The sequence below is a fragment of the Microvirga thermotolerans genome, assembly GCF_009363855.1.
Lineage (GTDB): Bacteria > Pseudomonadota > Alphaproteobacteria > Rhizobiales > Beijerinckiaceae > Microvirga > Microvirga thermotolerans.
This window is the reverse complement of record NZ_CP045423.1, coordinates 2,276,966-2,291,198: the sequence shown is the minus strand read 5'-3', so window position 1 is coordinate 2,291,198 and position 14,233 is coordinate 2,276,966. Positions and strand designations below refer to the sequence as shown.

General features: G+C 69.4%; 12 protein-coding genes. 6 read left to right on the top strand and 6 right to left on the bottom strand.

Going from position 1 to position 14,233, the window contains the following annotated elements; translation table 11 throughout:
• Positions 1-78: 78 nt before the first annotated feature.
• Positions 79-1,002 (bottom strand): AEC family transporter, encoded by a 924-nt coding sequence (locus GDR74_RS10630; protein ID WP_152586292.1) that lies wholly within the window; start codon positions 1,000-1,002, stop codon positions 79-81.
• Positions 1,003-1,153: 151 nt separating this feature from the next.
• On the opposite strand from GDR74_RS10630, the gene arfB reads away from it, so the two are divergent.
• Positions 1,154-1,576, top strand: a complete 423-nt coding sequence (gene arfB, locus GDR74_RS10625) for an alternative ribosome rescue aminoacyl-tRNA hydrolase ArfB (RefSeq protein ID WP_152586291.1) — start codon at positions 1,154-1,156, stop codon at positions 1,574-1,576.
• A gap of 55 nt (positions 1,577-1,631) precedes the next feature.
• Here the strand turns inward: arfB and GDR74_RS10620 are convergent, their stop codons facing one another.
• The 3 genes from GDR74_RS10620 to epmA all read right to left on the bottom strand — a co-directional run bounded on the left by GDR74_RS10620 (position 1,632) and on the right by epmA (position 6,585).
• The gene (locus tag GDR74_RS10620) at positions 1,632-4,349 is read right to left on the bottom strand and encodes a cation-translocating P-type ATPase (RefSeq protein WP_152586290.1); all 2,718 of its coding nucleotides are present in this window, start codon (positions 4,347-4,349) and stop codon (positions 1,632-1,634) included.
• 95 nt (positions 4,350-4,444) lie between these two features.
• Positions 4,445-5,518 carry a lysine-2,3-aminomutase-like protein gene (locus GDR74_RS10615; RefSeq protein WP_281349009.1) on the bottom strand — a complete coding sequence of 358 codons (1,074 nt, stop codon included), beginning with the start codon at positions 5,516-5,518 and terminating at the stop codon, positions 4,445-4,447.
• Positions 5,515-6,585 (bottom strand): EF-P lysine aminoacylase EpmA, encoded by a 1,071-nt coding sequence (gene epmA / locus GDR74_RS10610; protein ID WP_152586289.1) that lies wholly within the window; start codon positions 6,583-6,585, stop codon positions 5,515-5,517. The genes GDR74_RS10615 and epmA overlap by 4 nt, the downstream gene beginning before the upstream one ends.
• A 145-nt stretch (positions 6,586-6,730) precedes the next feature.
• On the opposite strand from epmA, the gene efp reads away from it, so the two are divergent.
• From efp to GDR74_RS10585, 5 genes are all read left to right on the top strand, one after another.
• Positions 6,731-7,297, top strand: coding sequence for an elongation factor P (gene efp, locus GDR74_RS10605; RefSeq protein ID WP_152586288.1), 567 nt, complete (start codon positions 6,731-6,733; stop codon positions 7,295-7,297).
• Between the two features lie 116 nt (positions 7,298-7,413).
• A complete protein-coding gene (locus GDR74_RS10600) occupies positions 7,414-8,598 on the top strand; it encodes an aminotransferase (protein ID WP_152586287.1) in 1,185 nt (394 codons plus the stop codon).
• Between the two features lie 116 nt (positions 8,599-8,714).
• Complete coding sequence (locus tag GDR74_RS10595) at positions 8,715-9,842, top strand: Ppx/GppA phosphatase family protein (RefSeq protein WP_152586286.1); 1,128 nt, start codon at positions 8,715-8,717, stop codon at positions 9,840-9,842.
• Positions 9,839-10,540: an RlmE family RNA methyltransferase gene (locus tag GDR74_RS10590; protein ID WP_152586285.1), complete on the top strand. Its 702-nt coding sequence runs from the start codon at positions 9,839-9,841 to the stop codon at positions 10,538-10,540. The genes GDR74_RS10595 and GDR74_RS10590 overlap by 4 nt, the downstream gene beginning before the upstream one ends.
• Before the next feature lie 36 nt (positions 10,541-10,576).
• Positions 10,577-11,530: a Gfo/Idh/MocA family protein gene (locus tag GDR74_RS10585; protein WP_152586284.1), complete on the top strand. Its 954-nt coding sequence runs from the start codon at positions 10,577-10,579 to the stop codon at positions 11,528-11,530.
• Between the two features lie 253 nt (positions 11,531-11,783).
• Here the strand turns inward: GDR74_RS10585 and GDR74_RS10580 are convergent, their stop codons facing one another.
• The gene (locus GDR74_RS10580; protein WP_152586283.1) at positions 11,784-12,641 is read right to left on the bottom strand and encodes a dienelactone hydrolase family protein; all 858 of its coding nucleotides are present in this window, start codon (positions 12,639-12,641) and stop codon (positions 11,784-11,786) included.
• Positions 12,642-12,677: 36 nt separating this feature from the next.
• The gene (locus tag GDR74_RS10575; protein ID WP_152586282.1) at positions 12,678-14,114 is read right to left on the bottom strand and encodes a DHA2 family efflux MFS transporter permease subunit; all 1,437 of its coding nucleotides are present in this window, start codon (positions 14,112-14,114) and stop codon (positions 12,678-12,680) included.
• Between the last annotated feature and the right edge of the window lie 119 nt (positions 14,115-14,233).

Sequence of the window (14,233 nt, the reverse complement as noted above, 5' to 3'; positions counted from 1 at the left end):
TGTTCTCGGGTTGCGTCTAGATAGCAGCACAACCCGAAATAATACAAGATCACAAATGAACGCTTAGGTTGCAAAAGGTCAGAGGAACGCGATCAGGAGGGGCATGGAGACCATGGCAAGGAGGGTCTGGAGGGTGAGGATCTCCGCCATGAGGGGCGCGTTGCCGCCCATCTGCCGTGCCAACACATAGGCGGCGCTGGCGGAGGGAACCGAGGACGCGACGACGGTCACCGTCAGGTCGTCGCCCGTCACCCCCGCGAGCCGGGCCAGGACGACGGCGGTGGCGGGGAGGACGAGGAGCTTCAGCGCGGCGGCGAGGAAGTGGGCGGGGCCCGGACGGGCGAGGCGCCGCACGTCGAGGCCGGCGCCGACGACCAGAAGGCCGGCGGCGAGGGCGGCGCGGCCGGTCATCTCGATGAACATGGCCAGGGGCTTGGGCAGGGGCGGGGCGAGGAGGTTGAGCGCCAGCCCCAGGGCGCAGGACCAGATGAACGGGTTGGTGACGAAGGAGCGGAGGATGTCGTAGGGGCTCTGCCGCGGCCGGCCCGCGTAGCGGATGAACACGTAGAAGGCCATGAGGTTGAGGAGCGGCACCATCGCCGCGATCGCCACCGCGATCAGGGCGATGCCGCGCTGCCCGAACAGGCTTCCCGCGACCGCGAGCCCGATGAAGGTGTTCCAGCGGGTCGCCCCCTGGAAGATCGAGGTGAAGCTCGGCCCGTCGATGCCGAGGCGGCGCTCCAGCAGGGGGCGGAGCGCCAGCGCCGCGAGCGCCATGAGCAGGATGGCGCCCGCGAGGGCCCCGCCGACGCCCAAGACGGGTACGGAGGCCAGGTCCGCGCGGGAGAGCGTGTCGACGATCAGGGCCGGAAAGAAGATCGTGTAGGTGACCCGCTCGAGGCCGCCCCATTGCTGTTCGTCCACGAAGTTCGTGGCGCGGGCGAGCCAGCCCGTGGCGATGATGAGGAAGGTGGGAATCAGGCTGGCGAAGACGGCGGACATGGAAGCGCTTGGGAGGCCGGGGCATGCCCGGCGATGGAGGGGTGGGAGCCGCTTAGAACGTATCGCGGAGGTCGACAAGCGCAGGTTTAGCCCTCATTGGACAAGGAGCGCACGTGCTCCACCTTCCCCTCATGTCCCGCCCGAGGCTTCCATGATCCATGTCACGAACGGCATCGCGCTCGATGAAGCAGAGCTTCAGGAGAGCTTCATCCGCGCCTCCGGACCCGGCGGGCAGAACGTCAACAAGGTGGAGTCCGCCGTCCAGCTCCGCTTCGACGTGCGCCACTCGCCGTCCCTGCCGGAGGATGTGAAGGCGCGCCTGGAGCGGATCGCCGGGAGGCGCCTCACGAACGAGGGCGTTCTCGTCATCACGGCGCAGCGCTTCCGGACGCAGGAGCGCAACCGCGAGGATGCGCTCGCCCGCCTCGTCGAGCTGATCCGCCAGGCCACGGAGCGCCCGAAGCCGCGCAAGCCCACGAAACCGACGCTCGCCTCCAGGAAGCGCCGGCTCGAAGCGAAGGGCCGCCGCTCGGAGATCAAGAAGGGGCGAACGGCGAAGCCGGTCTTCGACTGAGGGCGCGCCGGACGTCCCGGTCCACCTGCTCCAGCCGTTTCGCGGGAACGGAACTTCAGGCTCTCCTCCCGCGCAGCCGCTTGTCCGCCTCCATCACCAGCAGCACCGAGCCGGCGATGGGGACGAGGAGGAGCCACATCTCGACGGAGATGGGCCGGATGGCGAGGACGTCGCGGAGGCCGGGCAGGAAGGCCGCCCCGATGTGGACCGCCTGTGCGCCGGCGACGGCGACCAGCAGGGGCCAGTTGTCGCGAAGCGGGATCCGGAAGGCGGAGCGGTGTTCCGAGCGGCAGTTGAAGACGTGGACGTTCTCGAAGGCCACCATGAGGAAGAGAAGGAGGTTGCGCGCCTCGAACTCGCCCATGCCCCGTCCGATCAGCCACGCGAAGAAAAGGTAGGCGACGGCGCCCGTATAGATGCCGGAGAGCGCCACCTGCCGGATCATGAGGCGATCGAAGATCGCCTCCGCCGGCGAGCGCGGGGGCCGGTCGAGGAGGCCTGGTTCCCGGCGCTCGAAGGCGAGGGCCACGTCCTGCCCGCCATTGGTCACCAGGTTGAGCCAGAGGAGCTGGATCGCGGTGAGCGGCACGGGAAGCCCGGTCGCGACCGCGAGCAGGAACACGACGACCTCCGCCGCGCCGGTGCTGATGAGGAGATAGATGACCTTGCGGATGTTGGCGTAGGCGGCGCGGCCTTCCTCGACCCCCGCGACGATGGACGCGAAATTGTCGTCGGCGAGAACGAGGTCCGAGGCGTCCCGCGCCACGTCGGTGCCGCCGAGGCCCATCGCGACGCCCAGGTCCGCCCGGTGGAGGGCGGGAGCGTCGTTGACGCCGTCGCCCGTCATGGCGACCACATGCCCGGAGGCCTGGAGCGCATCGACGATCTGCATTTTCTGCGCCGGCTCGACCCGGGCGAACACCGCGGCCGCGGAGACGAGGGCCGCAATCCGCTCCGGCTCGCCGGAAAGGTCGGCAAGGCCGCGTCCGGTCGCCACCTCCCGCGGGCTTTCGGCGATGCCGAGTTCGCGGGCGATCGCGAGCGCGGTCGCGGGGTGATCGCCGGTGATCATCTTCACCGCGATTCCCGCGCCGCGGCACCGGGCGACCGCCTCCTTGGCCTCCGGCCGCAGCGGGTCGATGAAGCCGACCAGCCCCAGCAGGGTGAGCCCGCCGAGATCCTCGTCCCGCAGCAGCCATTCGCCCGACGCGTCGCCCTCCACCCGTTTCGTCGCGACGGCGAGCACGCGATAGCCGCGGGCGGCCATGCTCTCGGCGGCGGTGAGGGCCGCGGCATTGTCCTGCCCGTGGCACAGGGGCACGACGACCTCCGCCGCGCCCTTCACGTGCAGGTGGTGAGCGCGTTCGTGGCGGTTGAGGCTCGCGGCGAGCTTCCGCTCCGCCGCGAATGGGATTTCCGCCACGCGCGGATGGTCCCGGCGAAGGCGCGCCACGTCGAGGGCGGCCTTGGCGGCGAGCACCAGAAACGCCAGGTCCACCGTATCTCCGCTCGCACCGCCGTCCCCGCCGGCAGCCGGGTCGAAGTTCGCATCGTTGCAAAGGGCGCTCGATATGCCGAGGGACCGCAGCGAGGGGTGGTGTTCCTCGTGCAAGGGAAGGCCGCCCCTGGTGAAGCCGCCCTCGACGGAGAGGCCCTCGCCTCCCACCTCGACGGCGCCGCTGCCGGGCAGCCAGACGCATTTCGCCGTGAGCTGGTTGACGGTGAGGGTTCCGGTCTTGTCGGTGGCGATGACGGTGCAGGCCCCGAGCCCCTCGACGGCGGGGAGGTGCCGGACGATCACGTTGCGGCGGGCCATGTTGCGCGTGGCGACGGAGAGCGCCACCGTGACCGCGACGGGCAGGCCCTCCGGGATGATCGAGACGGCGAGCGCCACGGCCACGAAAAAAGTCTCCTGGAGGTCGTCCCCGCGCAGGAGTTCGAGCATCACGATGCCCGCCACGAGCAGCAGGGATACCGTCCCGAGAATCCGCGTGAACCGTTCGAGCCGCCGGGTGAGGGGCGGGGCGGACGAAGGCTCCTCGAGGGTCTGCGCGATTCGGCCGATCTCCGTCCCCCGCCCGGTCCCCACCACCACGCCTTCCGCGCGCCCGCGCTGGACCGTCGTGCCGGCAAACAGCATGGTCAGCCGGTCGGCGAGAGGCGTTTCGGGGGCGAGCGTCTCGAGGGCGGCCTTGTCGACGGGCAGGGATTCGCCCGTCAGCGTCGTCTCGTTCGTCTGCAGGTCGGCAGACTTGAGGAGGCGAAGGTCCGCAGGCACCCGCTCCCCGGCCTCGAGCAGGACGAAGTCCCCGGGCACCAGCCCGGCCGCGTCGATGCGTTCGACCGTCCCGCCGCGCATCACGCGGCTTGCGGTATGGATCGCGGAGCGGAGCGCCGCCGTGTTGGCCTCCGCCCGCCATTCCTGGATGGCGCCGATGGCGGTGTTGATCGCGAGAACGAGCACGATGAATCCGGCATCGTCGAACTGCCTCAGCCAGAGGGAAATGAGGGCCGCAGCGAGCAGGAGATGGATCAGGGGGCTGCGCAGCTGGCCGAGGACGATGGCGAGGATCGACCGTCCCGGCGGCGCCGGCAGGACATTGGGGCCGAAGCGGCGCAGGCGCTCGGCGGCTTCCTCCGGCGGCAGGCCGTCTTCGGAAGTGCCGAGCGTTTCGAGCACTTTCGCGACGGGAAGGGCATGCCAGGGCGGGGCCTTTGCCGGCTCCCGACCATCCCGCAACGGCGAGGGCCGTGCCGCTCGAAACCGGTCCATCGCTTCCCGCACCCTGCACCTCCGTGAGCGCGGAGACTATCGCCGTTGCGGCGTCGTCCTGCGTTGATCCGCGTCAACGGGCCGCCGGCTGCATTTTAGCCCATTGCGGGATCCGGCGGATAGGAATGGACGCGACCGCGGAAATCCGAGACTTCGTAGCGACCTTCGCCCGCATCGCGCAGCGCATCCGGGCCGATCGCCGCCTTGCCGTGCCCGCCCGGGATGTCGAGGATGTAGGTCGGCTGGCACAGGCCCGAGATCCGCCCGCGCAGGGACGCCACCAGGGCGCGGCCCTCCTCGATCGACAGGCGGAAATGGCTCGTCCCCGGGGCGAGGTCGGGATGGTGCAGGTAGTAGGGCTTCACCCGCGCCTCCACGAAGGCGCGCATCAGATCGGCCAGCACGTCCGGGTCGTCGTTGACCCCGCGCAGGAGCACGGACTGGCTCACCATGGCGATGCCCGCATCCGCGAGCCGGGCGCAGGCGGCACGGGCGGCATCCGTCAGCTCGCGCGGGTGGTTGGCGTGAAGCGCCACATACACGGCCTTCCCGCTCGCCTTCAGGGCCTCGATCATCCCCCCGTCGACCCTCTCCGGCTCGACGACCGGGACGCGGGTGTGAACGCGGACGATCTTCACGTGGGGGATGGCGGAAAGCCGCCGCATCAGCTCGGCAAGGCGCCTGGCCGAAAGCACCAGCGGGTCGCCTCCCGTGAGGATCACCTCCCAGATTTCCGGGTGTGCGGCGATATAGGCGAAGGCCCTGTCGAGGGCCTCCGGCGCGAGGGTGCCGAGCCCCTGCGGCCCCACCATCTCGCGGCGGAAGCAGAAACGGCAATAGACCGGGCAGACATGCACGGCCTTGAGCAGGACACGGTCGAGGTACCGGTGGACGATGCCCTCCACCGGGGAATGGGCGAGATCGCCGATGGGATCCTCCCGCTCCTCCGGCGTCGCCGCGAGCTCCGCCGCATCGGGCACGAACTGGCGCGCAATGGGATCCTCCGGATCGTCCGGGGCGATCAGCCGGGCCATGGCGGGGCTGATCGCGATGGCGTAGCGCTCGGCCACCTTCTCGATCGCGGCCAGCCGCTCGGGCGGCATCAGTCCGGCCTCGACCAGCTCCGCAGGGGTGTGGAGCGTCTTCGCGGGGTTCCTCGCTCCGCTCACGGGGCCGTCTCCGGAACGGGGGCCCAGATCACCTGGTCGATGCGCGTCGCGCCGGTCGCGAGCATCGCGAGCCGGTCGAAGCCCAGGGCGATCCCGCTCGCCTGCGGCATGAGGGCGAGCGCCGCCAGGAAGTCCTCGTCCAGGGGATAGCGCTCTCCGTAGACGCGCATCTTCTCGGCCATCTCGGCCTCGAACCGGACGCGCTGCTCCGCCGGGTCGGTCAGTTCGCCGAAGGCATTGGCCAGTTCGACGCCGCAGGCATAGAGCTCGAACCGCTCCGCCACGCGAGGGTCGTCGGCCGCAGGGCGGGCGAGGGCGGCCTCCGCCACCGGATAGCGGTCGAGAATGGTGGCGCGGCCCCGGCCGAGGTTCGGCTCCACCTTCTCCACGATCACCCGGCTGAAGAGGTCGGACCAGGTATCGTCGGGCGCGACCCGCAGGCCGGCCTCCTCCAGGGAGGCCGCGAGGCGCTCCCGGTCGGTCGCCCCGCTGCGGTCGACGGAGGCGAGAAGGTCGATGCCGGCGAAGCGGAGGAACGCTTCCGCGACGCTCAGCCGCTCCGGCTCCCGGAACGGATCGACCGCATGGCCCCGGAACGTGAAGGTCCGCGCGCCGACGGTGTCGGCGGCGAGCGCCAGAAGCTCGGCCGCATCCCGCATCAGCGCCTCGTAGGTTTCGCCTGCCCGGTACCATTCGAGCATGGTGAATTCCGGGTGGTGCAGGGGACCGCGCTCCCGGTTGCGGTAGACATGGGCGAAGCAGGAAATCCGCGCCTCGCCCGCCGCGAGCAGCTTCTTGCAGGCGAATTCCGGGGAGGTGTGGAGGTAGAGCGGCGTCCGCGACCCGCCGGGCCCGACGGCCTGCGTGGCGAAGGCGTGCAGATGCGCCTCGTTGCCGGGGGAGACCTGAAGCGTGGCCGTGTCCACCTCCACGAAGCCGCGCTCGTCGAAGAAGCGCCGGAAGGCCGCCTGGATCCGGTTGCGGGCGAGAAGAAAGGGGCGCCGGTCCGCGTGGACATGGGGCGTCCACCAGGGGGAGGGGGCAGGCGGGGCGTCGGTCCTGTTCAAGGGGCGGCCTTCGGGGTTCGTGCGGTCAGGCTGGCGATTTTCGCGAAGATGGGTTAGTGCGGCACCGAAAACGTTTTCGAGCGTCCCGAGGGGGCTGGACAGCCCGGCCTCGGGACGTGCCTATCTGTCACAAGGAAAGCTTCCCGTGAAGGTCATCGCCTCTACGCTCCGCAAAGGCAACGTCGTCGACATCGACGGCAAGCTCTATGTGGTCCTCACCGCCCAGAACATCCATCCCGGCAAGGGCACCCCGGTGACCCAGCTCGACATGCGCCGCATCTCGGACGGCGTGAAGGTGTCCGAGCGCTACCGCACCACGGAGCAGGTGGAGCGCGCCTTCGTGGAGGACCGGGAATACACCTTCCTCTACGAGGACGGCGAAGGCTTCCACTTCATGAACCCGGAGACCTACGAGCAGGTGGCCGTGCCGGAGGACATCATCGGCGACCAGAAGGCCTACCTCCAGGAAGGCATGGCCGTGATGCTCTCCGTCCACAACGGGGTGCCGATCGCCATCGAACTGCCCGCCCGCGTCACCCTCGAGATCGTCGAGACCGAGCCGGTGGTGAAGGGGCAGACCGCCTCCTCCTCCTACAAGCCCGCCATTCTCTCCAACGGCGTGCGCACCATGGTGCCGCCCCACATCACCGCCGGCACCCGGGTCGTGATCATGACCGAGGACGGCTCCTACGTGGAACGCGCCAAGGACTGAGCGCGCCCTTCGGGCACGCCCGGCCCACGGCCGGGAAATCCTTCTTGAAGGATGGGCTTTTTCGGTGAAGCTTCGCCGGAAACCCATCCTTTCTCGTTCCGAGGTGAATCTCTTCCATGGCGAGCGCCGTCCTCAGTCCCATCAACCCCCTGGTCGCGGATGTCGGCAGCCCTCCGATCCCGGAGGCGCAGGCCTGGATGAAGCGCTATGCCGGCGGCTATGGGCCGCCGATCAACCTGTCGCAGGCGGTCCCCGGGAGCGCGCCCCATCCGGACATGCTGGAGCGCCTGGCCGCCGCCGCGGGCTCGCCCGCCGGGGCGCAGTACGGTCCGATCAACGGCGATGCGGACCTGCGGGAGGCCTATGCGGCCGAGCTGTCCCGCCTCTACGAGGGGCGGATCGGATCCGCGGACACGGCGCTCACCGCCGGGTGCAACATGGCGTTCTTCGCCACCATGATGCTCCTCGCCCGCCACGGCGACGCGGTGCTGCTGCCGACGCCCTGGTACTTCAATCACCAGATGAGCCTCGACATGCTGGGCATCGAGGCGCGGCCCCTGCCTTGCCGCCCGGAGGCGGGGTTCGTGCCCCGGGTCGAGGATGCGGAGGCGCTGATCGACCGAAAGGTCAAGGCCCTCGTCCTCGTCACGCCGAACAACCCCACGGGGGCGGTCTACCCGGCGCACGTGATCGAGGCCTTCGCCGAGCTGTGCCGCAGGCGGGGAATTTTCCTCGTTATCGACGAGACTTACAGAGACTTCCTGCCATCCGGTGTGAACCGCGCCCACGGCCTGTTCGCAACCGACGGCTGGCGCGGGACGGTGATCCAGCTCTACTCCTTCTCGAAATCCTACGCGATTCCGGGGCATCGGATGGGCGCGATCACGGCGGATGCCGGGCTCGTCGAGCAGGTCGCCAAGATCCTCGACTGCATCCAGATCTGCCCGCCGCGGACGGCCCAGGCGGTCCTGCCCTGGGCCATCGACGCCCTGCGCGGCTGGCGCGAGGCGAACCGGGCCGAGATCAACGGGCGGGCCGCCACGTTCCGGCGGGCCCTGGAGCCCCTGCCGGAATGGCGCATCGAATCGGCCGGCGCGTATTTCGCCTATCTGCGCCACCCCTTTCCGGATGCCTCCGCGCAGGCGGTGGCGGAGAAGCTCGCCACGGAGCGCGGTGTGCTGTGCCTGCCGGGCAGCTATTTCGGCCCCGGCCAGGAGCGCCACCTGCGGGTCGCCTTCGCGAACGTGAGCGCCGATGTGCTGACCGGCCTGACCGAGCGCCTGCGCGGCCTTTCCCTCTGAATCTCCCCTGGCTGCGCCGTTCAAAACCCGTTGCGATCCACGCTGCCGCCCTTGGCAGAGGGTCGGGGGGGTTGGTACTGTCGATTCCAAACAGGCATCCATCCGATGCCAGGGATATGGTTTTGACCGTTAAGTACGATGCGATCGCCGAAGCCGAGGGGGACCGATCGAATCCGCTCGCGGAGCGCGTGACGGACTCGCCATGGCGCGGGAGCCGCTCCCCTGCCGCGGCGGGGCGGCGACACGGGCGGCGGCGCCCGTCGCGCAGCTATGCCGCCCTCGATCTCGGCACCAACAACTGCCGCCTGCTCATCGCCGAGCCCGCCCATTTCGGGTTTCGCGTGGTGGACGCCTTTTCGCGGATCGTCCGCCTCGGCGAGGGGTTGGGATTCGGCAACCATCTGAGCGAGGACGCCATCGAGCGGACCCTCGATGCCCTGCGGATCTGCCGCGACAAGATGGCGGCCAAGGACGTGCTGCGCGCGCGGCTGGTGGCGACGGAGGCGTGCCGCCTGGCGGCGAACGGTCCGGCCTTCATCGAGCGCGTGCGCAGCGACCTCGATCTCGAACTCGAGATCGTCGACCGCAAGACGGAGGCCTACCTTGCCGTGACGGGCTGCGCCTCCCTGGCCGACCCGAAGGCGGAATCGGTCATCGTCTTCGACATCGGCGGCGGCTCGACCGAGATCGCCTGGCTCGACGGCGTGGCGCCTCACATGTTCGCCGACCCGTGCAAGCGCATCCGCGCCTGGGATTCCCTGCCGGTCGGCGTGGTCACCCTGGCGGAGCGCCACGGGGGCATCGAGGTGACCCCCGAGATCTTCGAGGGCATGGTGGAGGAGGTCTCGGAGCTCCTCCTCGATTTCTCCCTCGTGGCGGCGGAGGCGGGCCGCGCGGCGAATTTCCACCTCCTCGGCACGTCCGGCACCGTCACGACCGTCGGCGGCATCCATCTCCGCCTCTCCCGCTACGACCGCCGGCGCGTCGACGGCATGTGGATGCGCAACGGGGACATCACCGCCGTCATCGAGCGCCTTCTCCGGTCCGATTTCCAGGAGCGCGCCGCCAATCCCTGCATCGGCCGGGAGAGAGCGGATCTCGTGCTCGCGGGCTGCGCCATCCTGGAAGCGATCCGCCGCGCCTTTCCGTCCGAGCGGCTGCGCATCGCCGACCGGGGCCTGCGCGAAGGAATTCTCATGAACATGATGCGTGAAGACAGCGTGTGGCGGGAGAACCGTCGGTGAGCACCCCGAAATCCGGATCCGGAACGCGCACCCTCAAGCAGCGGGTGAAGACCGCGCACAAGCGCTCGCTCTCGTCGCAGAAATGGCTGGAGCGGCAGCTGAACGATCCTTATGTGGCGCGGGCGAAGCGCGAGGGATACCGCTCGCGCGCGGCGTTCAAGCTCCTGGAGATCGACGAGAAGTACCACATCCTCAAGCCGGGGCAGCGGGTGGTGGACCTGGGCGCCGCCCCCGGCGGCTGGTCGCAGATCGCCGCCCGGAAGGTCGGGCCGAAGGGCAAGGTCGTCGGAATCGATCTCCTGCCCATCGATCCCCTGCCGGGGGTGGAGTTCATCCAGCTCGACTTCCTCGACGAGTCGGCGCCCGCAAGGCTCATCGAGATGCTCGGCGGCCCGGCGGACATCGTCATGTCCGACATGGCCGCCAACACCACCGGCCACAAGAAGACCGATCACCTGCGCATCATGGGCCTCGCGGAAGCCGCCATCGACTTCGCCCGGGAGATCCTGGCGCCGGGGGGCGCCTTCATCGCCAAGGTCTTCCAGGGGGGAACGGAGAGCCAGCTTCTCGCCGACCTCAAGCGCGATTTCGCCACCGTGCGGCATGTGAAGCCTGCGGCGAGCCGCGCGGATTCGGCGGAACTCTACGTGATGGCCACCGGTTTCCGTGGCGGCGCAGGCAAGATGCCGCCGGCCTGACGCCCGGTTTGCCCGGCGGCGCCGGGGAGGGCAGGGATGGTCTACAGGATCGGCATCATCGGCTTCGGCAAGATCGCGCAGGACCAGCACCTGCCCGCGATCCGGAGCAATCCGAACTTCGAGCTGACGGCGGTGGCGAGCCAGCGCGGCCTGACGCCCGACGAGGCCCGGCACACCTTCACCGACTACCGGACGATGCTCCGCGAGGTGCCGGAGCTCGACGCCGTCGCCATCTGCACGCCGCCGCAGGTCCGGCACGTCATCGCGCGCGACGCCCTTGAGGCGGGCAAGCACGTTCTCCTCGAGAAGCCGCCCGCCGCCACCTTGAGCGAGCTCGAGGACCTGCGCCGGATCTCCGGCGAGATGCGGAAGGTCGCCTTCACGACCTGGCACGCGCAGTACAACCGGGGCGTGGACGTGGCCCGGGATACCCTGGCGGGACGCCGGGTGTCGCGCCTTCTCGTCACCTGGAAGGAGGACGTGCGGCACTGGCATCCGGGTCAGCAATGGATCTGGCAGGCGGGCGGGTTCGGCGTCTTCGATCCCGGCATCAACGCCCTGTCCATCGTGACCAAGATCATGCCGGTGCCGGTCTTCATCAGGAAGGCGGACCTCCTGTTTCCCGCCAACCGGGATGCCCCCATCGCCGCCGACATCACCTTCTCGACCGGGGCCGAGAACGCCGACCTCAGGGGCGTGTTCGACTGGCGGCAGACCGGGCCGCAGACCTGGGACATCGAGATCGACTGCGAGGGCGGCCCGCGGCTCAAGCTGTCCCACGGCGGCAGCCGTCTGGAAATCGACGGCTCCCTCGTGGTCGAGGAAGCTCCCGAGGAATATCCGGGAATCTACCGCCGCTTCGAGACCCTCCTCGACGAGAGGCGACCGGAGATCGACGACGCTCCGCTCCGCCTCGTCGCCGACGCCTTCACCATCGGCCGCCGGGTGCCCGTCGAGCCCTTCGAGGACGAGCCGGGGAAGGCTTCATAGCCCCACGTGGGAGCGAGATCCATCGCGCCCGCGGCGTCATTCCGGGACAGCGCAAGGCGCTGGGCCCGGAACCCATAACCACGACATCGAAGAACGGGGCGCAGCGGCCGCGACAGCTCTCCATACCGAGCGTTGACGTTTCTGGATTCCGGGTTTCGCTTCGCGAACCCGGAATGACGGTGGAAGCGTCGAGCCCACTCCCGCTGCTTCCGTGTCCGCCTCTCTCAAGACGAGACGATGGGAGCGCCTCCGGTCAGGCAAGGTGCTTCTTCAGGAAGGCCACCGTGCGGCTCCAGGCAAGATCGGCGGCCTTCTTGTCGTAGCGGGCGGCGTTGGTGTCGTTGTTGAAGGCGTGGTTCGCGTCTTCGTAGACGTAGAGCTCATAGGTTTTGCCCGCCTTCCGGAGCGCGTCCTCGTAGGCCGGGATGCCCGCGTTGATGCGCTCGTCGAGGCCCGCATAGTGCAGGAGGAGCGCCGCCCCGATCTTCGGCACGTCCTCCGCCTTCGGCTGCGCGCCGTAATAGGCAACCCCGGCCGCCAGGTCGGGATCGGCCACCGCCAGATTGTTCACCGCGCCGCCGCCCCAGCAGAAGCCGACCGCTCCGACCTTCCCGTTCCCGCCCGGCAGGCCCTTCAAGTAGGCCACGGCCGCCTTGCCGGAGGCGATGACGTCGGGCTGCTTCAGCTGGCCGATCATCTCCCGGCCCTTGTCCTCGTCGGCCGGGGTGCCGCCCATGGGCGAGAGATAATCGAGCCCGAGGGCGATGAAGCCTTCCGTCGCGAGGCGGCGGGTCACGTCCTTGATGTGCGGGTTGAGGCCCCGGTTCTCGTGGATCACGAGGACCGTCGGCAGCCGGTCGCCGCCCGACTTCGGGCGGACGAGATAGCCCCTGAGGCCCTGGACGCCGGGAATGTCGAGCGTTTCGGCCGCGATGCGCGGGTCCTTCTCGTCCACGGTGTCGGCCATGGCATAGTCGTTCTGGAGCACCGGGAGCAGGGCGGCTGCCGCGGCGGCGCTGCCGGCGAGGGCCGCCAGGCGGTCGAGGAACGTCCGGCGGTTCATGCCGCCATGGGTGAACTGGTCGTAGAGATCGATGATGCGCTGGTCCATGGGAGCCTCCCGGTTTCCGTCTCAGTCCGGCCGAGCTTAAGGCCCATCTGTCCCGTCGCCCAGCCCCGTCGCAGGCCGCTGCCGATTCAAAGCCTTGTGACCCGACATCTCCGCCCCGGCATCGTGCGGCAGGGCCACGAAGGCGAAGGTGGAGAGGGCGGACACCGCCGCCACCACCCAGAAGGCGGGGCCGAAGTCGTGCGCGACGATGGTGGGCGACCCGTGAAGACGCGATGCGCTCTCCAGGGCGAAGGCGCCGAGCGCCACGCCCATGCTGAGGGCGAGCTGCTGCGCCACGCTGGAAAGGCTCGTCGCCGCGCTCATCTCGCGCTTCGATACGTCCGCGAAGGCCAGGGCGTTGAGGCTCGTGAACTGGAGGGACCGGAAGCACCCGCCGACCAGGAGGATCGCCATGATGAGCCAGTGGGGCGTTTCGGGCGTGAAGAACCCGTTGATGGCGATGAAGCCGCCGCCGACGACCGCGTTGACCGTGAGCAGCCGCTTGAAGCCGACCTGCTCGAGGATGCGTTTCGCCATGGTCTTCATGAACAGCGCGCCGACGGCGGCGACGAAGGTGAGGGTGCCGGAGGCGAAGGCGGAGAGGCCGAAGCCGACCTGGAGCATCAGCGGCAGGAGGAAGGGAATCGCCCCGACGCCGACCCGGAACAGCGATCCGCCGGCCACGCTCGCGCGAAAGGTCTGGATCCGGAAAAGGCCGAGCTGCAGCACGGGGTGAGGCGTGCGCCTGGCATGGCGGAGGAAGAGCAGGAGGCTCAGGGTTCCCGCGACGACGCAGCCCGCCGAGACGGAGGGCGGGATCAGGTGGCGGCCGCCGGAGGCGAAGCCCAGCATGAGCAGCGCGAACCCGGCCCCTGCGAGAAGAAACCCGACGAAGTCGAAGGGCGGGGTGTCCTCCTCCTTGATCTCGGGGACGAAGATCGTCGCCAGCACGATCCCCAGGATGCCGATGGGAATGTTGATGAAGAAAATCCAGCGCCAGTCGAACCAGGTGGTGATGAAGCCCCCCAGCGGCGGCCCGACGATGGGGCCGACGAGCGCCGGGATGGTGAGGGTCGCAAGGGCCTGGACCACCTCGCTGCGCGGCACGCTGCGCAGGAGGACGAGGCGCCCGACGGGCACCATCATGGCGCCGCCCATGCCCTGGACGAAGCGGGCGAGGACGAACCCGCCGAGGGAGCCCGCCCCCGCGCAGGCGAGGGAGCCCGCCATGAACACGCCGATGGCGGCGCGGAAGACCGTCCTGGACCCGAACCGGTCCGCCATCCAGCCGGAGATCGGAATGAAGATGGCGAGGCCCACCAGATAGGAGGTCAGCGCCAGTTTGAGGGCGATGGGATCTTCCCCGATGTCCTGCGCGATCATCGGCAGCGAGGTCGCGATCACCGTGGAATCGGTGTTCTCCATGAAGAGCGCGGTCGCGATGATGAGGGGAAGCAGGCGTGACTGGCGCATGACCTTTCGCACTTAACGCCCGGCGGGCGTCTTGCCTAGCGGTTCGGCCGCACCGCAGATCTTCTTTCGCGGCAGGGTTTTACCGCTTTGCGAAACGGACGGCCCATGCTACGGACCCT